The organism is Actinomadura sp. 9N215 (genome assembly GCF_044326345.1).
Lineage (GTDB): Bacteria > Actinomycetota > Actinomycetes > Streptosporangiales > Streptosporangiaceae > Spirillospora.
In genome coordinates this window covers 112,470-131,642 of record NZ_JBIRBA010000025.1, presented here as the reverse complement: position 1 = coordinate 131,642, position 19,173 = coordinate 112,470, and the positions used below count along the sequence as shown (strand labels likewise).

At 70.1% G+C, this 19,173-nt stretch carries 23 protein-coding genes; 15 read left to right on the top strand and 8 right to left on the bottom strand.

Annotated elements, in window-relative coordinates; translation table 11 throughout:
* Positions 1-2: 2 nt before the first annotated feature.
* The 3 genes from ACH34T_RS33645 to ACH34T_RS33635 form a co-directional block, all read right to left on the bottom strand.
* Positions 3-1,121 (bottom strand): adenosine deaminase, encoded by a 1,119-nt coding sequence (locus ACH34T_RS33645; protein WP_396024984.1) that lies wholly within the window; start codon positions 1,119-1,121, stop codon positions 3-5.
* 102 nt (positions 1,122-1,223) lie between these two features.
* Positions 1,224-2,054 carry an ABC transporter permease gene (locus ACH34T_RS33640; RefSeq protein WP_396024983.1) on the bottom strand — a complete coding sequence of 277 codons (831 nt, stop codon included), beginning with the start codon at positions 2,052-2,054 and terminating at the stop codon, positions 1,224-1,226.
* Complete coding sequence (locus ACH34T_RS33635; RefSeq protein WP_396024982.1) at positions 2,051-3,040, bottom strand: ATP-binding cassette domain-containing protein; 990 nt, start codon at positions 3,038-3,040, stop codon at positions 2,051-2,053. The genes ACH34T_RS33640 and ACH34T_RS33635 overlap by 4 nt, the downstream gene beginning before the upstream one ends.
* 154 nt (positions 3,041-3,194) lie before the next feature.
* Here ACH34T_RS33635 and ACH34T_RS33630 point away from each other — a divergent pair, with 154 nt between their 5' ends.
* Entirely contained in the window at positions 3,195-3,971 is a 777-nt protein-coding gene (locus tag ACH34T_RS33630) for a TetR/AcrR family transcriptional regulator (RefSeq protein WP_396024981.1), read from the top strand.
* Positions 3,972-3,994: 23 nt separating this feature from the next.
* On the opposite strand, the gene ACH34T_RS33625 is transcribed toward ACH34T_RS33630, so the two are convergent.
* Positions 3,995-5,500 carry a M20/M25/M40 family metallo-hydrolase gene (locus tag ACH34T_RS33625; protein WP_396024980.1) on the bottom strand — a complete coding sequence of 502 codons (1,506 nt, stop codon included), beginning with the start codon at positions 5,498-5,500 and terminating at the stop codon, positions 3,995-3,997.
* A 110-nt stretch (positions 5,501-5,610) separates the two neighbouring features.
* Between ACH34T_RS33625 and ACH34T_RS33620 the strand changes: the two genes are divergently transcribed.
* Positions 5,611-6,267 carry a 1,4-alpha-glucan branching protein gene (locus tag ACH34T_RS33620; RefSeq protein WP_396024979.1) on the top strand — a complete coding sequence of 219 codons (657 nt, stop codon included), beginning with the start codon at positions 5,611-5,613 and terminating at the stop codon, positions 6,265-6,267.
* Between the two features lie 141 nt (positions 6,268-6,408).
* On the opposite strand, the gene ACH34T_RS33615 is transcribed toward ACH34T_RS33620, so the two are convergent.
* A complete protein-coding gene (locus ACH34T_RS33615; RefSeq protein WP_396024978.1) occupies positions 6,409-6,762 on the bottom strand; it encodes a cupin domain-containing protein in 354 nt (117 codons plus the stop codon).
* 149 nt (positions 6,763-6,911) lie between these two features.
* On the opposite strand from ACH34T_RS33615, the gene ACH34T_RS33610 reads away from it, so the two are divergent.
* The 7 genes from ACH34T_RS33610 (at position 6,912) to ACH34T_RS33580 (ending at position 11,931) form a co-directional block, all read left to right on the top strand.
* The gene (locus tag ACH34T_RS33610) at positions 6,912-7,145 is read left to right on the top strand and encodes a hypothetical protein (protein WP_396024977.1); all 234 of its coding nucleotides are present in this window, start codon (positions 6,912-6,914) and stop codon (positions 7,143-7,145) included.
* Positions 7,145-7,630: a Clp protease N-terminal domain-containing protein gene (locus ACH34T_RS33605; RefSeq protein ID WP_396024976.1), complete on the top strand. Its 486-nt coding sequence runs from the start codon at positions 7,145-7,147 to the stop codon at positions 7,628-7,630. The genes ACH34T_RS33610 and ACH34T_RS33605 overlap by 1 nt, the downstream gene beginning before the upstream one ends.
* A gap of 2 nt (positions 7,631-7,632) precedes the next feature.
* Complete coding sequence (locus tag ACH34T_RS33600) at positions 7,633-8,571, top strand: ABC transporter ATP-binding protein (protein WP_396024975.1); 939 nt, start codon at positions 7,633-7,635, stop codon at positions 8,569-8,571.
* Complete coding sequence (locus tag ACH34T_RS33595) at positions 8,571-9,407, top strand: ABC transporter permease (RefSeq protein WP_396024974.1); 837 nt, start codon at positions 8,571-8,573, stop codon at positions 9,405-9,407. Before ACH34T_RS33600 ends, ACH34T_RS33595 begins: the two co-directional genes overlap by 1 nt.
* Positions 9,408-9,460: 53 nt before the next feature.
* A complete protein-coding gene (locus tag ACH34T_RS33590; RefSeq protein ID WP_396024973.1) occupies positions 9,461-10,063 on the top strand; it encodes a YciI family protein in 603 nt (200 codons plus the stop codon).
* A gap of 97 nt (positions 10,064-10,160) precedes the next feature.
* Positions 10,161-10,802, top strand: a complete 642-nt coding sequence (locus ACH34T_RS33585) for an MOSC domain-containing protein (protein ID WP_396025002.1) — start codon at positions 10,161-10,163, stop codon at positions 10,800-10,802.
* A gap of 199 nt (positions 10,803-11,001) precedes the next feature.
* On the top strand, positions 11,002-11,931 hold the full coding sequence (locus tag ACH34T_RS33580) for an RNA polymerase sigma-70 factor (protein ID WP_396024972.1): 930 nt from the start codon (positions 11,002-11,004) through the stop codon (positions 11,929-11,931).
* Positions 11,932-12,477: 546 nt separating this feature from the next.
* Here ACH34T_RS33580 and ACH34T_RS33575 read toward each other — a convergent pair.
* The gene (locus ACH34T_RS33575) at positions 12,478-12,927 is read right to left on the bottom strand and encodes a calmodulin-binding protein (RefSeq protein WP_396025001.1); all 450 of its coding nucleotides are present in this window, start codon (positions 12,925-12,927) and stop codon (positions 12,478-12,480) included.
* 519 nt (positions 12,928-13,446) lie between these two features.
* Here ACH34T_RS33575 and ACH34T_RS33570 point away from each other — a divergent pair.
* On the top strand, positions 13,447-14,148 hold the full coding sequence (locus ACH34T_RS33570; protein WP_396024971.1) for a hypothetical protein: 702 nt from the start codon (positions 13,447-13,449) through the stop codon (positions 14,146-14,148).
* A gap of 43 nt (positions 14,149-14,191) precedes the next feature.
* On the opposite strand, the gene ACH34T_RS33565 is transcribed toward ACH34T_RS33570, so the two are convergent.
* Entirely contained in the window at positions 14,192-14,665 is a 474-nt protein-coding gene (locus tag ACH34T_RS33565; protein ID WP_396024970.1) for a calmodulin-binding protein, read from the bottom strand.
* Between the two features lie 225 nt (positions 14,666-14,890).
* Between ACH34T_RS33565 and ACH34T_RS33560 the strand changes: the two genes are divergently transcribed.
* The 5 genes from ACH34T_RS33560 (at position 14,891) to ACH34T_RS33540 (ending at position 18,630) form a co-directional block, all read left to right on the top strand.
* Entirely contained in the window at positions 14,891-15,409 is a 519-nt protein-coding gene (locus ACH34T_RS33560; protein WP_396024969.1) for a hypothetical protein, read from the top strand.
* Between the two features lie 73 nt (positions 15,410-15,482).
* Positions 15,483-15,830: a VOC family protein gene (locus ACH34T_RS33555; protein WP_396024968.1), complete on the top strand. Its 348-nt coding sequence runs from the start codon at positions 15,483-15,485 to the stop codon at positions 15,828-15,830.
* Positions 15,827-16,552 (top strand): DUF4360 domain-containing protein, encoded by a 726-nt coding sequence (locus ACH34T_RS33550; protein ID WP_396024967.1) that lies wholly within the window; start codon positions 15,827-15,829, stop codon positions 16,550-16,552. The genes ACH34T_RS33555 and ACH34T_RS33550 overlap by 4 nt, the downstream gene beginning before the upstream one ends.
* Entirely contained in the window at positions 16,549-17,451 is a 903-nt protein-coding gene (locus ACH34T_RS33545) for an NADP-dependent oxidoreductase (RefSeq protein WP_396024966.1), read from the top strand. Before ACH34T_RS33550 ends, ACH34T_RS33545 begins: the two co-directional genes overlap by 4 nt.
* Before the next feature lie 555 nt (positions 17,452-18,006).
* On the top strand, positions 18,007-18,630 hold the full coding sequence (locus tag ACH34T_RS33540) for a DUF4360 domain-containing protein (protein ID WP_396024965.1): 624 nt from the start codon (positions 18,007-18,009) through the stop codon (positions 18,628-18,630).
* Positions 18,631-18,650: 20 nt separating this feature from the next.
* Here ACH34T_RS33540 and ACH34T_RS33535 read toward each other — a convergent pair whose 3' ends face one another.
* The gene (locus ACH34T_RS33535; RefSeq protein WP_396024964.1) at positions 18,651-19,118 is read right to left on the bottom strand and encodes a MarR family transcriptional regulator; all 468 of its coding nucleotides are present in this window, start codon (positions 19,116-19,118) and stop codon (positions 18,651-18,653) included.
* Positions 19,119-19,173: the final 55 nt, after the last annotated feature.

Here is a 19,173-nt window from a genome sequence, read left to right as displayed (position 1 = left end):
GATCATGCCAGGGGCCTGGCGCCGCTCCACTTGAGCTGCGCGAAACCGGGCTTGATCACGCCGTTGATCAGTTCGAGCCGCTCGGTGAACGGCGCGAACGCCGACTTCATCGCGTTCACCGTGAACCACTGGAGGTCGTCCCAGCCGTAGCCGAACGCCTCGACGAGCTTCGCGAACTCGTCCGACAGCGTCGTCCCGCTCATCAGCCGGTTGTCGGTGTTCACGGTGACGCGGAAGCTCAGGCGCCGCAGCAGCCCGATCGGATGCTCCGCGATCGACTTCGCCGCGCCCGTCTGGATGTTGGACGTGGGGCACATCTCCAGCGGGATCCGCTTGTCCCGGACGTAGTCGGCGAGCCGCCCGAGCCGTGGCTCGGCACCGTCGGCACGGCCGTCCACCTCGATGTCGTCGATGATCCGGACCCCGTGGCCGAGCCGGTCCGCGCCGCACCACTGGATCGCCTGCCAGATCGACGGGAGCCCGAACCCCTCGCCCGCGTGGATGGTGAAGTGCGCGTTCTCCCGCTGCAGGTACTCGAACGCGTCCAGGTGCCTGGTCGGCGGGTATCCGGCCTCGGCGCCCGCGATGTCGAACCCGACGACGCCCGCGTCCCGGTACCGGACGGCCAGTTCCGCGATCTCCATCGAGCTGTGCTTCTGCCCCCGGCTCAGGTGCCGCATCGCCGTGACGAGCGTCCTGACCCGGATGCCGTGATCGCGGCCGCCCTTCGCGAACCCGTCCAGGACCGCCTCGACGACCTGCTCCAGCGTCAGCCCGGCCCGCAGATGCTGCTCGGGCGCGTACCTGACCTCCGCGTAGACGACGCCGTCCTTCGCGAGATCTTCGGCGCACTCGTACGCGACCCGCGTCAGCGCCTCGGCGGACTGCATCACCCCGACGGTGTGGGAGAACGTCTCCAGGTACCGCTCCAGCGATCCCGAGTCGGCGGCCTCCTCGAACCAGGCGCGCAGGTTGTCGGCCTCCGTGGTCGGCAGTTCCCCGTACCCGGACTCCCGCGCCAGCTCGGCGACGGTCCGGGGCCGCACGCCGCCGTCCAGATGGTCGTGCAGCAGCACCTTCGGCGCGCGCCGGATGTCGTCAAGAGTCGGCCGATCGTTCATTCCCCGAACCTACCCCCACCGCCCCTCAGCCGAGCCTCGACGCCGCTCCTTCCCTCGCATCGGCGGCGGGCCGAGGCGGGGAAGGGGCGCGGCGTCGGGGCGTCAGCGACTGAGGCGCTGGTAGCGGCGGACGGCGAGGGGCAGGAAGACCGCCGTGATGACGATCGGCCAGACGATCGCCATCATCAGGGCGTGCTGCTCGATCCAAGTGTCGCCGACGGCGGCCGGGTTGCCGAACAGCTCGCGGCACGCCGTCACGGTGGCGGAGACGGGGTTCCACATCGCGATCGCGCCCAGCCAGTCCGGCATCAGGGACGGCGCCACGAACGCGCTGGAGATCATCGCGAAGGGGAACGCGACCGCGAACAGGCTTCCGGCCGCCTCCTCGTTGGGCACGAGGAGGCCGAGCAGCACGCCGATCCAGATCAGCGCGAAGCGCAGCAGCAGGAGCAGGCCGAACGCGGCGAGGGTGTCGAGCACGCCGCCGCTGGAGCGCCAGCCGATCGCCAGCGCCGTCAGCGCCAGGACGACGAGGTCGAGCGACGCGCCGATCAGGTCGCCGACGCCGCGTCCCGTGACGACGGCGGACGGCGACATCGGCATCGACCGGAACCGGTCGGTGACCCCGCGGGCGCTGTCGTACACGACGACGTACGCGGTGTTCATGAAGCCCATCGCCATCGTCATGCCGAACATGCCCGGCATGAGGAACTCCTGGTAGTCGCCGCCGCCGGGGACCGACATCGCGCTGCCGAACACGTAGCCGAACAGCAGGACGGAGACGATGGGGAACCCGAGCTGCCAGGCGATGTTGCTCGGCTGCCGCACGTAGTGGGTTAGCCCGCGCAGGACGATCGTCCAGCAGTCGGCCGCCGCCCAGTAGAGCCGCGTGCCGAGCGCGTCGTCGTCGGCGGTCTTGGCCTGGACGTTCACGCCTTCACCTTCTCCTTCTTCTTCGCCGGGGAGTCGTCCGCGTCGTCGGCGCGGTGGCCGGTGAGGCGCAGGAAGACCTCGTCCAGGGTGGGGCGGCGCAGCCCGATGTCCTCGACGGCGATGCCGTCGTCCTGGAGCGTGCGGGCGACCTCGGTCAGCGCGGCGACCCGTTCGGTGACGGGCGCGTGCACCCGCGCGGCCGACGTGTCGACCTCCGGTTCGGCGGACGCGACGCGCGCGACGACCGCGGCCGTGGCGGACAGGGTCGCGGGGTCGCTGACCACGACCTCGATCCGGTCGCCGCCGATGAGCCGCTTCAGCGACTCGGGCGGGCCGTCCGCGATGACCTTCCCCCGGTCGAGAACGGCGATCCGGCCGGCGAGCTGGTCTGCCTCGTCCAGGTACTGCGTGGTCAGCAGGACGGTCGTGCCCTGCGCGACGAGGGAGCGGACGGAGTCCCAGACCTCGTTGCGGCCGCGCGGGTCCAGGCCGGTGGTCGGCTCGTCGAGGAACAGGACGTCCGGCGCGAGGATCATGCTGGCCGCGAGGTCGAGGCGGCGGCGCATCCCGCCGCTGTACTCCTTGAGGCCCTTGTCGGCGGCGTCCAGCAGGTCGAACCGCGCCAGCAGCTCTTCGGCGCGCTCGGCGGCGCGCTTCTTTCCCAGGTGGAACAGGCGGCCGAACATGCGCAGGTTCTGCCGTCCGGTCAGGACCTCGTCGACCGCCGCGTGCTGGCCCGCCAGCCCGATCCGGCGGCGCACCTGCCGGGGGCGCGTGGCGACGTCCAGCCCGGCGACCTCGGCGCGGCCGCCGTCCAGCCGGACGAGCGTGGTCAGGATGCGCACGGCGGTGGTCTTCCCGGCCCCGTTCGGGCCGAGCAGGCCGTAGACCATGCCGCTCGGCACGGCGAGGTCGAAGCCGTCGAGTGCTCGTTTCTCTCCGTAGTTCTTGCGGATCCCCTCGGCGAGGATCGCGTTGTCCGGCATGCCGCCTCCCATTTCGCGTATGCCCTACGCAAATTAGCGTACACTATACTCGAAGTGCCTGCGGTGCTCGTGCGGGGCCGGGCTGTAGCGTCATGTCCTGGACGCCGGCGGGCAGCGCCGGAGCCGGGGGCACACGGAAAGAGCTGGACGGACGATGACGACGGAGCACGGCGGCGGACGCGACCTCGGACTCAGCCTGAAGCTGCTGTGGGGCGACCGGACCCGGCCACCGCGCGGCCGCCCGCCCGCCCTCACCCTCGACCGGATCGTCGCGGCGGCCGTCGAGGTCGCCGACGAGCTCGCCCTGACCAAAGGGCTCGAAGCGCTGTCGATGCGCCGCGTCGCGTCCCGCCTGGGCGTCGGCACGATGACGCTGTACCGCTACGTTCCGGGCAAGAGCGAACTGCTCGACCTCATGCTCGACCGCGTCATCGAATTTCCCGCCGATGAGGAGGCGGAGCGGTGCGCGGACGACGGGCCCGGCTGGCGCGAGATCCTGACCGCCGACGCACGCGGCCACTGGCGGCTCTGCCTGGACCATCCCTGGTACCCGTACGTCGACCAGAGCCGTCCGCTCCTCGGCCCCAACTCCCTGCGCGGCCTGGACTGGCTCCTCGGCCAGATGCGCCGCTTCGGGTCCGACGACCGGACGCTGATGATGCTGATCGGCGTCCAGTACGACTACGTGAACGGCGTCGCGCGCAGCCACATCAACGAACTCCGCGCCGTGGCGCGCACGGGCGTCACCAGCGAGGAGTTCTGGGCGGAGCAGGGGCCGACGCTGGAGAGCGCCCTGAGCAGCGGCGCCTTCCCGGTCATGGCCGACCTCGATGAGAAGACCTTCGACTTCTCCTACGAGCAGCTCTTCGAGTTCGGCCTGAGCCGCCTCCACGACGGTTTCGCGCCCCTCCTGGACGCCCCCGCGCGCTGAGGGCCGGGCCGGGCCGGGGCAGCTCAGCCTGGGACGGGGAACGCGACGGGGCTGCGGTGCCCGTCGCGGTCGACGGCGCGGACGCCGAAGAACGCGTTGTCCTTGGACAGGTCGATCCGGACCTCGGTGACGTTCCCGACGGGGATGACGTGCGTCCAGTCCGGGCTGGTCGTCTCCCGCCACACCACCTCGTACCCGGCGAGGTCGGGCTCGGCGCCGCGCTCCCAGACCAGGTCGGTGTCGTTGGTGAGCTCGCTGGTACGGACGCGGGCGTTCTTCGGCGTCCCCGGCGCCTGGGCGAGCGACCACAGCGCGGCCGCGTTCACCTTGGCGACGCGGGCGATGTACGCGAAGTCGCAGAACTCGGGCAGGTCGCCGTACTGTTTGCCGTCCTCCACGCGGACGTCCTGGTGCTGGTGGGCGAAGTCCTCGTGCGGCTCGGTGAAGCGGGCGGCGGGGTAGTCCTGCTCCAGGTAGCCAATGTGGTCGCCGCCGCGCAGGTAGCGGTCGCGGCGGTAGATCGTCCGGACGCGCATGCCGGTCGCGTCGTTGTCGGCGACGGACGACACGAACCGGGCGAGCTGCCGGGACGGGGAGTCGTTCTCGCCGCCGACCGAGCGGCGCACGTCGCCCTCGCCCGGCGTCTCGGCGGTCGGCACGCCCTCGGCGAACAGCCGCAGCGAACGCGGGTCGCGGGTGCCGTCGTCGGCGGTGCTGCTGCCGACGATGTCGTTGGTGAACATCCCCTGGACGTCGGCGCCGGCCGCCCTGTACTGCTTCGCCTGGTACCTGGCCCCGTACAGGCCCTGCTCCTCGCCCGCCACGGCGGTGAAGACGAGGGTGGCCTCCGAGCGCCGCTTCGCCATCACCCGCGCCAGCTCCATCACGACCGCCACGCCGGACGCGTCGTCGTCGGCCCCCGGCGCGTCCGCCGTGGCGTTCATGACGTCGGTGACGCGCGAGTCGTAGTGCCCGGACACCACGTAGATCCGCTCGGGGTTCGCCGAGCCGCGCAGCGTCGCGACCACGTTGGTGATGCGGGTCGCGGCCGGGATGCGGGGCCCCGGCTCCTGGACGTACGACTGCAACTCGGCGGTCATCCGTCCGCCGGACGCGGCCGCGTACCGCTTCATCTCCGCGAGGATCCAGTCGCGGGCGGCGCCGATGCCGCGCTTCGGATCGTCCTGGACGGACAGGGTGTGCCGGGTGCCGAAGCTCACCAGCTTCCGCACGATCGCCTCGATGCGGTCCTGGTCGATCTCGCGGAGCAGGGCGCGCAGCTCGGCGTCCGGCCGCTGGTCGGTGACGGGCTTGCCGGGACCGTCCGGCCAGCCCCGCTCCTGCGCGGCCGCGGGCGCGACGGTCAGCGTGACGCCCGCACCGGCGGTCGCGGCGACGGCGGCGGCCGCCGTCGACAGGGAGAGAAACCCCCTGCGGCTGGCCGCGCCACCGACCGGAGACGCATGGGCGGCAGGAGACGCGCTGGCGGCGGGAGGTGTGTTTTCGGCGGGGGATGCGTTAGTGGCCACGCATCGATCTTTCTCCGTATCCCGGCCGTGTCCAGGTCCAGACGCGCCAGTCATCGCCTCACCCGGGTGTGGACAATTGCGATGATCACCGAGGGGATAGGTTCGGCACCATGGCCTTCATCCACAACACCACGATGACGCCGGGCAAGCTGGAACTACTCGCGGCGTGGCTGCCCGCGCAGCCGTGGTACGCGGGCCCGGCGGACGGGCCTGAGCTGTCCAGGGCGGGCGGTTTCCGGCTCGACGACCCGCAGGGCGAGGTCGGGATCGAGTTCATGGTGGTCACGGACACGTCCGGGGACGGCCCCGTCGCCTACCACGTCCCGCTCGGCTACCGCGGCGCGCCGCTCGACGGCGCCGACCGGGCGCTCATCGGGACGTCAGAACACGGTGTGCTCGGACGGCGCTGGGTGTACGACGGCACCCGCGACCCGGTCGTCGTCGCCCAGCTCGTCGCCCTCTTCCAGGGCCGCGCCGAGCCGCAGCATCAGAGCCGGAGCGACACCCCCGACTCCACCGTCACCAGTGACTTCACCGGCGATGGGACTGCGGCCGTGGTCGCGCTGGGCAGCGTCCAGGACGCCCGGCACGGCACCGACATCGCGGTGGAGACCGAGCCTCGCGGTGCGCTGACCGTCCGGGTCGTGCGCGTCCTAGGCCGCCAGGATCAGCCGGGTACGGGCGAGGTCCGGGGTTCTGTCACCGCCGGATGGCGGTCACCGGACGGCGCCCAGAACCGTGGGCCGTTCGCCGTCGTCACCGCCTGACCCCGTACGCCCCCGCACACCCCGTCACGACCAGTGGTCGCGGCCAACGATCCCGGCCAACGATCCCGGCCAACGGTCACGGTCGGTGGCGCGGTCGCGGTCGGTGGCGCGGTCGCGGTCAGTGGCGCGGGCGGGGCGGTCTCAGGCCTTCGCGTACTCGCCGATACCGCCGCCGAAGTCGAGCATCACGCACGGCTCGTCCCCGACGACCCACGCGTCATGGCCGGGCGACACGACGAACACGTCGCCGGCGCCGACCTCCCCTTCGGCTCCGTCCTTCATGCGGACGCGCATCCGTCCCTGGACGACGTAGCCGTTGTGGTGCACCTCGCAAAGATCCGTGCCCGCGATCTCCCTGACGGACTCCGTCCAGCGCCACCCGGGCTCGAACGTCGCCTTGCCGAACACCAGCCCGGACAGGTTGACGATCTCAACGTGCGCCCTCGGCATGTCGCGCCGGTCGTCCGGCTTCTCGATGCTCTTGATCTCCATCATGATGGGTCCCCCTTTTCACCATCATTTCCACGCTTGCACCGGCCCTGACCTGCGTCAAGACACTCGAACCCCCGATCTGCCCGAGCCAGGTCAAGCTTGCTTAGCAACTCAGGTTGACAGACCAGAGATTGTCAACCTAGGTTGCTTACATGTCGGCTATCGAGGTTCCCGCCCCGGCGGACTCCGCCGAGGCGCTGGCGGCCGTCGTGGCGCTGCGGCGGCTGGCCGACCGGCTGGAGGACGAGGCGGTCGAGAAGGCCATGCGCGCGGGCTGGACGTGGTCGGACGTCGCCGAGGCGCTCGGCATCACCCGCCAGGCGGTCCACAAGAAGCACGCCAAGCGACTCATTGCCGCGGGCGTCGAGCTGCCGAGGAGGCGCTGATGCTGCAGGAGTTCGGAAAGTACGTCAAAGCGGTCATGGAGCGCGCGACGGACGAGGCGCAGGAGACCGGCTCGGCGACGGTCGAGGCGGAACACGTCCTGCTGGCGATCGCCGCCGAGCCGGAGAGCACCACCCGCGAGCTGCTGAACTCGGCAGGTCTCGACCACCAGAGGATCCGCGACGCGCTGGACGAGGAGTTCAGGCGGAGCCTGGGCACGGCCGGAGTGGTCGTCGAGGGCCGGGAGCTCCCGCGGCCGCGCAGATCCGCGAAGCGCCCGTCCCGAATGGGTGCGTCGGTGAAGTTGATCCTCGAACGAGGCGTGGCGACGGCCGGCAACAAAAGGAATCTGCGACCGGCGCATTTGCTGCTGGGCGTGCTGCAACTCAATGTCGGCACGGTGCCGCGCGCGCTCGCGATGACGGGCGCCGATCTGGACGAGCTCGCGGCGCGCGTGCGCCGGTCCCTGCCGGACGAGGCGGAGTAGCGATGACAGGAAACGAAGCGCCAACAAGCGAAGAAGCGGCGGCGAGCGGGCGAGAAGTCGTTCTCGAAGTCGACGATCTGCGCATGCGTTATGGCGCCAACGACGTCCTGCGCGGTGTGTCATTCCGAGCGTATCGCGGTGAGGTGCTGGCGCTCCTCGGACCTAATGGCGCGGGCAAGACGACGACGATCGAGATTCTGGAGGGGTTCCGGATGCGATCGGCCGGACGGGTCAGCGTGCTGGGCATCGATCCGGCGCACGGCGACGAGCATTGGCGGGCGCGGATCGGCGTCGTCCTGCAATCCTGGCGCGATCATGCGAAATGGCGGGTGCGTGAACTGCTCGCCCATCAGGGTTCCTATTACGCCCGCCATTCCACCGACCGGGTCCAGCGGCCGTGGGACGCCGACGAGCTGATCACGACGGTCGGCCTGGCCGAGCATTCCGGCAAGCAGCTCAGGATGCTCTCCGGCGGGCAGCGACGCCGGCTCGACGTGGCGATCGGCTTGGTCGGCCGTCCGGAAGTGCTGTTCCTCGACGAGCCGACCGCCGGTTTCGACCCGCAGGCCAGGCACGACTTCCACACCCTGATCCGGGACCTCGCCGCGGCGGGCGAGACCACCATCATGCTCACCACCCACGACCTGCCCGAGGCGGAGAAGCTCGCCGACCGCATCCTCATCCTCGACGGCGGGCGGATCGTCGCCAACGGCACCGCCGAACAACTCGCCGAGCAGATCGTCGGCGAGGACGAGGTCGGCTGGACGCTCGACGGACGGCGTCACCGGCGATCGACCAGCGACTCGACCGCATTCGTCTTCGACCTTTTCAAGCAGCACGGCGAAGCCGTCTCCAATCTTGAGATCCGTGCCTCGTCGCTGGAGAACACCTATCTCTCCCTGGTGCGGGGGGCCGAATCCGGCCGGAAAGAAGCGATGTGATGACGTCCACGATCCGTGCGGGCTTCGCCCGCGGCCTGATCGAACTTCGCCAGGCGTTCAGCGGCTTCGACCTGATCGCGCAGATCTTCTGGCCCGCGGCGACGCTCGTGGCCGTCTTCTTCCTGCGGAACCGCCAGTTCCAGGACAGCGGTTTCAAGCTGGGCACGCTCATCCTGCCGGGCGTCCTCGGAATGTTCATCGCCTTCGGCATGCTCCTGGTGATGCAGTACCTCACCGCGGAACGCGAGGACGGCACGCTCCTGCGCGCCAAGGCCACCCCGCACGGAATTCAGGCCTATTACGTCGGCAAACTCGTCGCGACTTCCGGCACCATCCTGGTGTATCTGGCGATCCTCCTCGTCCCCGGGCTGTTCATCGTCGACGGGACGAAACTCGCCACCGCCGGAGCCTGGCTGACAATGGCGTGGGTGCTCTTCCTGGGGCTGGTGGCGACACAGTCCATCGGGGCGGCACTCGGCTCCCTGATCTCCAGCCCCCGCGGCGCCGGCCTGGCGGCCCTCCCGGTCATGGGGCTGATCTCGATCTCCGGCATCTTCTACCCGATCACCGCGCTGCCCGGCTGGCTGCGCTGGATCGCCGAGATCTTCCCCGTCTACTGGCTCGGCCTCGGCATGCGTTCGGCCCTGCTGCCCGACGGCATGGCGGACGTCGAGATAGGCCATTCCTGGCGGCAGCCGGAGACCTTCGGGGTCCTCGGGGCATGGGCGCTGGCGGGTCTCGTCCTCGCGCCGATCCTGCTGGGCCGCATGGCCCGCCGCGAATCCGGTTCACGCCTGGCCGAATATCGCGAGAAGGCGCTCCAGCGCGTCGGATGACGCACCGGCGCCATTGATACGATCTTGCACCACTTGCGCTTACGGGGGGCGACATGGAGTACTTCTTCTACTGCCGTGACCGGCCGGACACCGCGGCGTTGCGCGAGGAACTGGGCGAAACCCACTGGTCGTTCATGGACCGCTACGCCGAGACGATGATCGCGCGCGGTCCCACCCTCACGGCGGACGGCGAGACGGCGACCGGCAGCATGCACATCGTCGACCTGCCCGATCCGGCCGCCGCGCGGGAGTTCGCGTTCGACGAGCCCAACTACCAGGCCGGTGTCTATGGCGAGGTGCTGATCCGCCGCTGGCGGAACGTCCTCGGCCGCACGATGTGGGAGTTCACGGGCGCGACGGCCGGATACCGGCGCTTCCTGATCATCGCCCACGCCAAGCCGGGCACGACCGCGTCCCGCGAGCCGCTGGACGAGGCGCACCACGGCTACCTCGACGGCGGCTACCGCGACCGCCTCATCGCCTACGGTCCGCTGCTGTCCGAGGACGGCGCCGAGTGGACGGGCACCGCCCTGCTGGTCGAACTGCCGGACCGCGGCGCCGCCGAAGCCCTGATGGCGGACGAGCCCTACGCCCGCAACGGCCTGTACGAGAACGTCGAGATCCACTACTGGGAGTTCGGCGGCCGCAGGACGTAGCACGACCCGCCTTCCAGAGCCCCGCTGTTCCCGCTCGGCAACTCTCGCGGTGACCGGTGTCGCCACGCGGTGATCGGCTGCGTATCGTCGCCTTGTGATGCTGCTTTCGGTCAACATCGGCAAGCCCCGGACCAACCACTGGAACAAGGCCGCGATCACCGGCATCGACAAACGGCCGGTCGACGGCCCCGTCATGGTCACCGCTCCGGAACCTCTGGAAGCGGGCGCGGTCGGCCTGGCGGGCGACAGGACGTACAGTCCCGGCCACGGCGGGCCCGACCAGGCCGTCTACGCCTACGCACGCGAGGATCTCGACTTCTGGGAGGACGAACTGGGCAGGCCGCTCCCCCATGGCGTCTTCGGCGAGAACCTCACCACCACCGGGGTCGAGGTCAACGGCGCCTTGATCGGCGAGAGGTGGCGGGTGGGCTCCGAGGTCGTCCTCGAAGTGAGCTGCCCGCGAATTCCCTGCGGCACCTTCCAGGGCTGGCTGGACGAGTCGGGCTGGATCAAGCGGTTCACCCGGACGGCACGTCCCGGCGCCTATCTGCGCGTGATCGAGCCCGGAGAGATCCGCACCGGCGACGCCGTCGATGTCGTCCACCGGCCCGACCACGACGTCACCGCGGCCATCGCCTTCCGGGCCCTCACCGGCGAACCCGCCCTGCTGCCGCGATTGCTGACGATCGAAGCCCTGCCCGAAGAAATGAAGGAAAAGGCCCGCCGCCGCACCGCCTGATCCAGCGCCCGACACGCAGAGCGCGCCAGAAGGCCCAACCAGAACCGCCCCCAATTCAGAAGGCCCGGCCCGGATCAGAAGAGCGACGACGCTGACGGCGGAGCCACGTGAGGTATCCCACCGAGCGGGAATGTCACAGAACGGCAGGCACCGGCGTCTTGTGGGCGGCACGGTCGCGGACGGCAGGGAGGAGCCGGCCATGGACGAGCACGACAAGCGCGACGAACACGGCGGCGGCGGCGAGCGGGGCGTGGACATCGCCACCGAGACGTTCATCACCCACCGCAACCTGCTCTTCACCGTCGCCTACGAGCTGCTCGGCTCGGCCGCCGACGCGGAGGACGTCCTCCAGGAGACCTGGATGCGGTGGACGAAGGTCGATCTCGGCACGGTCCGGGACCGGCGCGCGTACCTGGTCCGGATCACCACCCGCCAGGCCCTCAGCCGGTTGCGGACGCTCGGCCGCCGCAAGGAGACCTACGTCGGTCCGTGGCTGCCCGAGCCGCTGCTGACCACGCCCGACCTGGCCGAGGACGTCGAGCTCGCCGAGAACGTCTCGATGGCGATGCTGCTGGTGCTGGAGACGCTCACGCCGCCGGAACGGGCGGTCTTCGTGCTCCGCGAGGTGTTCGACTTCGGGTACCACGAGATCGCGCGGGCCGTCGACAAGAGCCCGGCCGCCGTCCGCCAGATCGCTCACCGGGCGAGGGCGCATGTCGCCGCGCGCCGCCCGCGCGGCGCGACGTCCCCGGACGAGACCCGGGACGCGCTCGAGGCGTTCCAGCGCGCGGTCGAGACGGGCGACGTGCAGGGCCTGATCGACATCCTCGCGCCGGACGTCGTCGTGATCGGCGACGGCGGCGGGCTCAAGCAGGCCGTGCTGCGGCCCGTCGTGGGCGCGGACAAGGTGGCCCGCCTGTTCCTCTCCGGCATCGCCAGGATCGACGCCGGCCTGTCGATGGAACCGGTGCAGGTCAACGGCGCCCCGGCGCTGCTGCTCCGGCTCGGCGACGAGATCGACGGCATCCTCGCCGTGCGGGTCGACGACGGCCTGGTCGCGGGGTTCTACTACGTGCGCAACCCCGAGAAGCTGTCGCGCGTGGAGCAGGAGACCATGGTGAGCCGCTGAGCCACCGAACCCGCGTTTGCGGTCGCGGCGCGTCGCTTAGGGGTGGTCAGCTGGTGTCGGGTTCGGCTTCGTCCCGTAGGAGTGCGCGCACCGCCATGGCCCGGGGAGCGTCGAGTTCCTCGAAGATGGCGAGCGCCCGACGCCAGGTCCGCCTCGCGGCGTCGATGGTGCCGGTATCGCACGGCCCACCACAACAACACCCCGCTCCCACTCCCTGCCTCGGCCCGACTCGCCTCGGCACCGCCCACCCCAACAACACCCGGCCCGACGGTCCCTGACCCCAACGGTGCCCGGCCCCGCGGTTCCGGCCTCGGCGGTGCTGGGCTCGGTGGCGGTGAAGTGGCGCGGACCATGTCTTCCTACTGATGACGAGCTTCTACATCGCTGCGGGCAGCGTATGAAGCGGCCCGCCTGATCCGTGCCTGATCCGTGCCTGAAAGCCGATGGCGCCCGACAGCGCCTTACGCCGAATGCGAACGGTCGGGCGACGTCCGCCCGAGGACCTGGAGCGGTCCCCGGGCGGACGTCGCGTCGCGTCGTCGGTGGTTACGGCGCGGAGGTCTCCCTGAGCACGCGCGAGCTCCAGGGGCACCAGGTCAGGCCGGGCAGGAACGCGCCGCCCGCCTCGTCGAGGTGCTCTTCGACGTAGGAGATGGTGGCGTCGCAGACCTCGGTGGCGACCTCGAAGAACTGGACCGTCGCCGGGTCGAAGTGGTAGCTCCAGCCGGGGTTGTACGGCGCCGGCTGCTTGACGATCTTGCCCATGACCTGGGGATTGTCGGTGGCGGAGCCGTTGATCAGGTCGCGGGCGTGCTGGATCTCGGCTGGGTCGGTGAGTTGGACGACGGCCTCGTCGGTGCCGCCGGCGTCGGTGAAGACGAAGTAGGCGGCCGCCGTCGGGGCGGCGTCTGCCGACCGGGCGGTGGCCATGGCCAGCAGCGCGGCTAAGGCCAGGGCCACGGCTCCTGCGATGGTCCGCGGGCCCTTGTTCGTCATCTGGTACACGAGTTACCTCCGGTGAGTCGTGATGAGATCACGAAGTGCTACCACTTGATCATCACATGACGGCGGCGGTGTCCCCTCGCCTTGGCGGCGGCGGCCCATCGCGTCCGCCGGTGGCCCTCCGCACCGACCTGCTCACTAACCCTCAAATCGAGGCCAATTCCGGTCATTCAAGCCCTGTCGCCCTCGAATGGCGCCGGAGTTGAGGCCGTCGCGGGCCAGCACCGACCTGGGCGCCAACCTCGATGACCGTGTCGGACAGGAACAATTGGCGGAGGCCGCGCCGCGCCAGCAATCCCACTCGGGCCTGGGCTCACTTGGCCTCCGGTCGCGGAATACCGGGTACCGGGTCTCGGCGTCCACCACCGGAATACCGGTGTGGGTGTGGCGCGGTCGGCTGCGGACGGACTCCTCCGGAAATCCGCCGGGACTCCTCCCGCGGTCGCGGGACTAACGTCTGCCGAATCGTGACGGTAGCGCGGGTATCCCGGTACTCGCCGAAACTACGCGGGGGTGAACGCCGACGTGGGCCTCCTGGACAAGCTGTTCAAGCGGGAAACGGCTCGCTTGCGCGCCAACGGCGTGTGCGACGTCTGCAATGACGACTTCGATCCGGCGGCCGGGTACTTCCTGCCGACGCGGACGGTTGTCATCGCCGAGGGATTCTGGGCGCAGAACTTCAGCCTGACCAAGAACATGGCCGAGATCCTGCAAGCCGATGACGACGACGGCGAGCCGACGTGGATGCTCGAACACACCCTGCGGCAGATGGCGGGGCAATCGTCGGCCTGGGCGGTGTGCGAATCGTGCAGCGAGTACTTCGTCTTCGATCGGGACGTGGCGCGGGCGGACGCCTTGGCGGGCAGGCAGCCGTCCAACGGCGGGGCCGTCGATCCGTCCGGCTGCGTGCTGTTCGCCGCGCTCGGCTGGCAGCGGGTATTCGGTGATTGGCCGTCCAACGTGGCGTGGGTGGAAGTCGTCGACACGTGCGACCTGTGCGAGAAGGCGATACACGACAGCGAGCTCTCCGCGTTCATCACCACGGAACGGATGCGGGAAATGCGCGCCGAAAACCTGATCGACACCGATCCGGTACGCCCTTTCCGCCGGCACGACGACGGGGAGGGCTACGTCCAGTGCCAGCCGTGCCTGGCCCGCACCGTGGCCCGCGCCTACCGCCGAGGCGGGCGGGACGGCGAGCGCCCAGGGGCCTGACCCGACCCCCGGGCGCACACGTGTGACGCCGCGCCGCGAAGGGTTACGGCGCGGGGATCTCCCTGATCAGACGGGACGTCCAGGGGCACCAGACCAGGCCGGGCAGGAACGCGCCGCCGGCCTCGTCGAGGTGGTCCTCGACATAGGGGAGAGTCGCGTCACAGACTTCGATGGCTACGTCGAAGAAGTCGACAGTGTCCGGGTTGTAGTGGAAGCTCCAGCGGGGGTTGTAGTCGGCCTGGCGCTTGAGGATCCGGCCGACGACGTGGGGCCTGTCGTAGGTCTCGCCGCTGACCAGGTCCCGGGCGTGCTGGATCTTCGCGGGGTCGGTGAGCTTGAGGACGGCCTCCTCACGGGTGATGTCGGTGAAGACGAAGTAGGCCGCCGGGTCGGCGCTGGCGGACGGGGCGATGGCGACCGTCAGCGGCGCGACGACGGCCAGGACGACGGCTCCGGTGATCGCACGCAGCCGCGTCTTCGCCGCCCGCAGCGCGGACCGGGCAGTGAACTGGTACACGTTCCCTCCATTGGGTCTCGCGGGCCGCGTGATGCGGCCCGATCGCTGCGTACCCAGAGCAATCATCCGACTACTCTCCGCGTCCAGATGTGGACAGGTGGTGCCGAGTCGCCATTGTGGGCTGTGATGTGATGTGCCGGAGGCGACCCCGTGGAGACGGGTCGCGGAGGCGGATCGGCGTCGCCGCCGACTCGGCGTCGCCGACCGGGCGAGGGAGGATCGACCATGACCGACGGCACGCTTCGTCTGCGGCTCCAGCCCTTGCCCGCGCTTCGCCTCGCGCAGGTCAGCGCGCAGGTCGACGACGTCGACGAGATCGCCGCCACGGTCGAGGCCCTGTTCTGGACGCTCACCGCGCGGCTGGCCGCGGCCGGTGCGCCGATGAGCGGACGCGTCATCCGCACCTACTCCGGCCGTCCCGACGGGTCGAAGATCGACGTCGCCGTCGGGGTGACACTCGCCCAGGGCGCCGATCCGGCGGCCGGGCTGGAGTCGGCCGGGCTGGAGTCGGCCGGGCTGGAGTCGGCCGAACTGCCCGCCGTGGAGCGAGGGGCGGTCGCGACTCACCGCCGCGCGGCCAACGGCACCGACGACCCCTGGCTCGCCGTCGACGCCGTCCTCGCGGAGCGCGGTCTGGAGTCCTGGGGCCTGTACCGGCAGGTGCGCCTGGAGGACACTGACGACGACCGTCACGTGTTCGAACTCCAATGCCCGGTCCGGGAGATCGGCGGCGGCTGCCCCTGAGCGCCGTGTGGCCGCGGAATTCCTGAACATAATCAGGGGCACCATTGCTTTCGCCTGTCAGCAGGAGTCACCGATGTCCATCCGCCGCGTCATGCCCGACATCCGTTCCGAGGCCATCGAGGAGAGCCGGGATTTCTACGGGCTCCTGGGATTCGAGGAGGTCATGAACCACGGCTGGGTCGTGACGCTCGCCTCTCCGTCCAATCCCACGGCTCAGGTCACCTTCATGACCCACGACCAGACCGCGCCGGTCGTGCCCGACATGAGCGTCGAAGTTGACGATGTGGACGCCGCCCACGCGCTGATGCAAGAGAGCGGCGCGGAAATCGTGCACCCCTTGCAGGACGAGGAGTGGGGAGTGCGCCGTTTCTTCGTCCGCGACCCCAACGGCCGCGTGGTCAACGTGCTGAGCCACCGATGAGACCCAAGGCCAAGCTGGTCACGGCATTGGGCATCACCACCGCCGCCGTGCCCGTCCTGACGACCCCGCCCGCGTCCGCGGCCTCGCCCGCGCCCGCGGCCCCACCCTCGTCCCCGGCTCCGCCCGCGCCCGCGGACCCGCCCGCGCCCGCGGATACGCCGCACGGCGCCACGCCCACGATCGAGGTCGCGGTCATGGGCGGTTCGGGCTGCCGGCCCGAAACCGTGACGATCACCCCCGAGCCCACCGGCTTCACCGTCCGACACAGCGGCTACTCGGCGAGGATCGGCGGCGACGCCCTGCCGACCGACATCCGGAAGAACTGCCAGCTCAACCTGCGGATCATCCCCTCGGCGGGCGTCACGTACGCGGTGATGCGCGTCGACCATCGCGGGTCGGCCCGCCTGGAACCCGGGACGACGGGCGTTCTCCGGGCGTCGCATTATTTCGCGGGATTCCCAGGCCACACACCGACGTACGACTCGTTCAAGGGCCCCTTGTCCGATGGCTGGCAGGTCACCGAAACGGTCGGCCCTTCGCGGCTCGTCTATAAACCCTGCGGCGAGGAGCAGAACCTCAGCGTGTCCACCGAGTTGCGTCTCACCGCGTCCGACCGGACCAAGACGAACGTCCTGGACATGCACGCCGGCCTCGGCACCACCTACCACTTCGCATGGAGAACCTGCCCGCGCGGCGAGGACGACGCAAGGAGCGCACGATGAAGGCGGTCCGTTTCAGCCGGTTCGGGGGCCCGGGCGTCCTTGAGATCGTGGAGCTGCCCGATCCGCGTCCGGGTCCCGGCGAGGTCCGGATCGCGGTGCGCGCGGCCGGCGTCAACCCCAGCGACTGGAAGAAACGCCAGGGCCTGATGGACGGGGAACTCCCGCAGACGTTGGGCCACGAGGCGGCGGGCGTCGTCGACCAGCTCGGCCAGGGCGTCGCGGACGTCGCCGTCGGCGATCGAGTGTTCGGCTTCTCCGCCGAGGGGGCGGCCCAGGCGGAACTGGCGGTGCTGTCCCACTATGCGCCGATTCCGCCGTCAGTGGACTTCCCCGGCGCGGCCGCGCTTCCGGCCGCCGTCGAGACGGCCACGCGCTCGCTCGACCAGCTCGGAGTCGGGAGCGGCGGCACGCTGCTCATCAACGGCGCATCCGGGAGCGTCGGCAGCGCCGCGGTCCAACTCGCCGTCGTCCGCGGCACGCTCGTGATAGGCACCGCCAGCCCGTCCAACCACGACTACCTTCGCTCGCTGGGCGCCGAGCCCGTCGCCTACGGCGAGGGCCTCACCGAACGGGTTCGCGCCCTCGCGCCCGACGGCGTCGACGTCGCGCTCGACGTCGCCGGAAGCGGGGTCCTTCCCGAGCTCATCGACCTCGCCGGGGGCGCGGAGCACGTCGTCACGGTCGCCGACTTCGGCGGCGCCCAGGAGCACGGGGTGAGGTTCAGCAGCGGCGACGGCGGACGCGCGCTCCACGCGCTCGGCGAGATCGGGGCCCTGATCGAGTCAGGACGCTTCTCACTCCCGGTCGCGCGAACCTTCCCGCTCACCGAGGTCGCCGAGGCCCACCGGACGAGCGAGCGGGGCCACCCGCGCGGAAAGCTCGTCCTCCTGGTCGACTGACGGCCGTCGGCCGACGCCGACGGCCAACGGCCAGGCGAGACCCTGGCGGTGATGGTCCACCTTGGACGGTTCTCCGGGAAGGATTCCTCTTGCCGCTTCTTCCAGCGCCGCCGCCGCCGAGTATCGACATTCCGGCCGGGAGGAGGCGGTGACATATCTGGGTTCCGGCGGTCGTCCTGGTGTCGATCCAATTATGTACCACCTGATAGGTGGTGAATCCGCTGCCGTAAACGACATATGTCTGGGCGTAGGCGTGAGAACTCTCCCTGGAGGCCGGACGAGATACAAGCCCTTCCTGACCACGGCCGCCGAGGCCCTCGCCCCACCTCAAGGCGCAGGCTCGCGTTGACCTCCGACGGCCCGCCCACCCCTCACCCCGTCCGGCGGCGCGCCACGTCAAATGTGAAAAAGAATAGAACGTCAAATTCACATTGACGCTCTTGCTGACTCGGAATTACTCTGACGAAGGATTCTCAGGCCCGCCAGGATCACCGCAGCAGTGCCGAATCGCAGGCACGGCATTCACCCTCCGCCCGTCCTGGAAGGCTGCCCATGATGAAGACCGGACGCACAATGCTCGCGGCCGTAGGCGCGACAATTGTCCTGCCCGTCCTGACCTCCACCGCCGCGATCGCCGATCCCCCGCCCGGCGGGGTGACCATCGAAATAGCGACCGTCAACGGGACAGGCTGCCGGAAGGGGACGGCGGCGGTCGCCTTTTCGGAGGACCTCAGCACCCTCACCATTACACGGAGCGACATGCGCGCCGACGCGGGCGGCGCCGCGGGCCCGACGGACGACCTGAAGGGCTGCCAGGTCAACCTGAGGGTCCACGTTCCACAGGGCCACTCCTACGCCATCAGGTCGTCCGAATACAGCGGCACCGCGCACCTGGAGCCCGGCGCCTCAGGCACTGTGACAGCATTGACCTACTTCCAGGGTCAGCCGGACCTACGGCACATGACCCAAACGCTCAAGGGCCCGTTCTCCCACCCCTGGCGGGTTACCTTTCTCGACGAAAACCCGATCTACAGCCCGTGCGGCGAGCAGCGCAACCTCAACATCTCCGCCGACGTGCGCGTCGACCTCGGTACCTCCGACCCGTCCAAGCCCAGCCACATGACCATGGACGGAAAAGGGATCTACCATTTCGCCTGGAAACGCTGCCCCGCCACCTGAGCTTGAGCCCTGGTTCGGGTTCATCGGTGTGGGCCCTGGGAACGGAGGCGGTCCGCGTGGCGGGTCTGGTTGTCCAGCGCCCGGTGCAGGAACCTCTCGATGACGTCCAGTTCGGCGGTGGTGAACCGGTGCAGTTCAGCCGAGGCGTCGGTCACGATCGGCCCCCAGATCTGCTCGCCGACCTCATGTGCCCGGTCGGTCAGATGGACCAGGACGCGTCGCCGGTCTGACTCGTCGCGGATACGGCGGGCCAGCCCGGCCCGCTCCAGCCTGTCGATGGCGGTGGTGGCCGCGCCGCCGGTCAGCCCGGCGGCGGCCGCCAGCTCGCTGGCGGTCAACGAGCCGCGGGCGGTCAACCGGCTCAGGCACCGCAGGTCGGTGCGGTTGATCCCCAGCCGCCGAGCGGCCAGTTCATCGATCTGATCGGTGGCGTCCTGGAGCTCCTGAACCGCCCGGGCGATGGCGCCGACCCTCGCTTCCTTTGACAATCTAATCCTTAGAAAGTTAAATCAATGCGGCCATGCCGAGAGCTTAACCGTCCAG

Excerpts from the sequence above, each read along its gene's own strand:
- ACH34T_RS33580 (WP_396024972.1), top strand. The coding sequence starts at position 11,002 with ATGGACGAGCACGACAAGCGCGACGAACACGGCGGCGGCGGCGAGCGG.
- ACH34T_RS33540 (WP_396024965.1), top strand. The coding sequence starts at position 18,007 with ATGAAGACCGGACGCACAATGCTCGCGGCCGTAGGCGCGACAATTGTC.
- ACH34T_RS33645 (WP_396024984.1), bottom strand. The coding sequence starts at position 1,121 with ATGAACGATCGGCCGACTCTTGACGACATCCGGCGCGCGCCGAAGGTG.
- ACH34T_RS33605 (WP_396024976.1), top strand. The coding sequence starts at position 7,145 with ATGCTGCAGGAGTTCGGAAAGTACGTCAAAGCGGTCATGGAGCGCGCG.
- ACH34T_RS33550 (WP_396024967.1), top strand. The coding sequence starts at position 15,827 with ATGAGACCCAAGGCCAAGCTGGTCACGGCATTGGGCATCACCACCGCC.
- ACH34T_RS33635 (WP_396024982.1), bottom strand. The coding sequence starts at position 3,040 with ATGCCGGACAACGCGATCCTCGCCGAGGGGATCCGCAAGAACTACGGA.
- ACH34T_RS33620 (WP_396024979.1), top strand. The coding sequence starts at position 5,611 with ATGGCCTTCATCCACAACACCACGATGACGCCGGGCAAGCTGGAACTA.
- ACH34T_RS33590 (WP_396024973.1), top strand. The coding sequence starts at position 9,461 with ATGGAGTACTTCTTCTACTGCCGTGACCGGCCGGACACCGCGGCGTTG.
- ACH34T_RS33585 (WP_396025002.1), top strand. The coding sequence starts at position 10,161 with ATGCTGCTTTCGGTCAACATCGGCAAGCCCCGGACCAACCACTGGAAC.
- ACH34T_RS33545 (WP_396024966.1), top strand. The coding sequence starts at position 16,549 with ATGAAGGCGGTCCGTTTCAGCCGGTTCGGGGGCCCGGGCGTCCTTGAG.
- ACH34T_RS33575 (WP_396025001.1), bottom strand. The coding sequence starts at position 12,927 with ATGACGAACAAGGGCCCGCGGACCATCGCAGGAGCCGTGGCCCTGGCC.
- ACH34T_RS33595 (WP_396024974.1), top strand. The coding sequence starts at position 8,571 with ATGACGTCCACGATCCGTGCGGGCTTCGCCCGCGGCCTGATCGAACTT.
- ACH34T_RS33615 (WP_396024978.1), bottom strand. The coding sequence starts at position 6,762 with ATGATGGAGATCAAGAGCATCGAGAAGCCGGACGACCGGCGCGACATG.
- ACH34T_RS33555 (WP_396024968.1), top strand. The coding sequence starts at position 15,483 with ATGTCCATCCGCCGCGTCATGCCCGACATCCGTTCCGAGGCCATCGAG.
- ACH34T_RS33560 (WP_396024969.1), top strand. The coding sequence starts at position 14,891 with ATGACCGACGGCACGCTTCGTCTGCGGCTCCAGCCCTTGCCCGCGCTT.
- ACH34T_RS33600 (WP_396024975.1), top strand. The coding sequence starts at position 7,633 with ATGACAGGAAACGAAGCGCCAACAAGCGAAGAAGCGGCGGCGAGCGGG.
- ACH34T_RS33610 (WP_396024977.1), top strand. The coding sequence starts at position 6,912 with ATGTCGGCTATCGAGGTTCCCGCCCCGGCGGACTCCGCCGAGGCGCTG.
- ACH34T_RS33630 (WP_396024981.1), top strand. The coding sequence starts at position 3,195 with ATGACGACGGAGCACGGCGGCGGACGCGACCTCGGACTCAGCCTGAAG.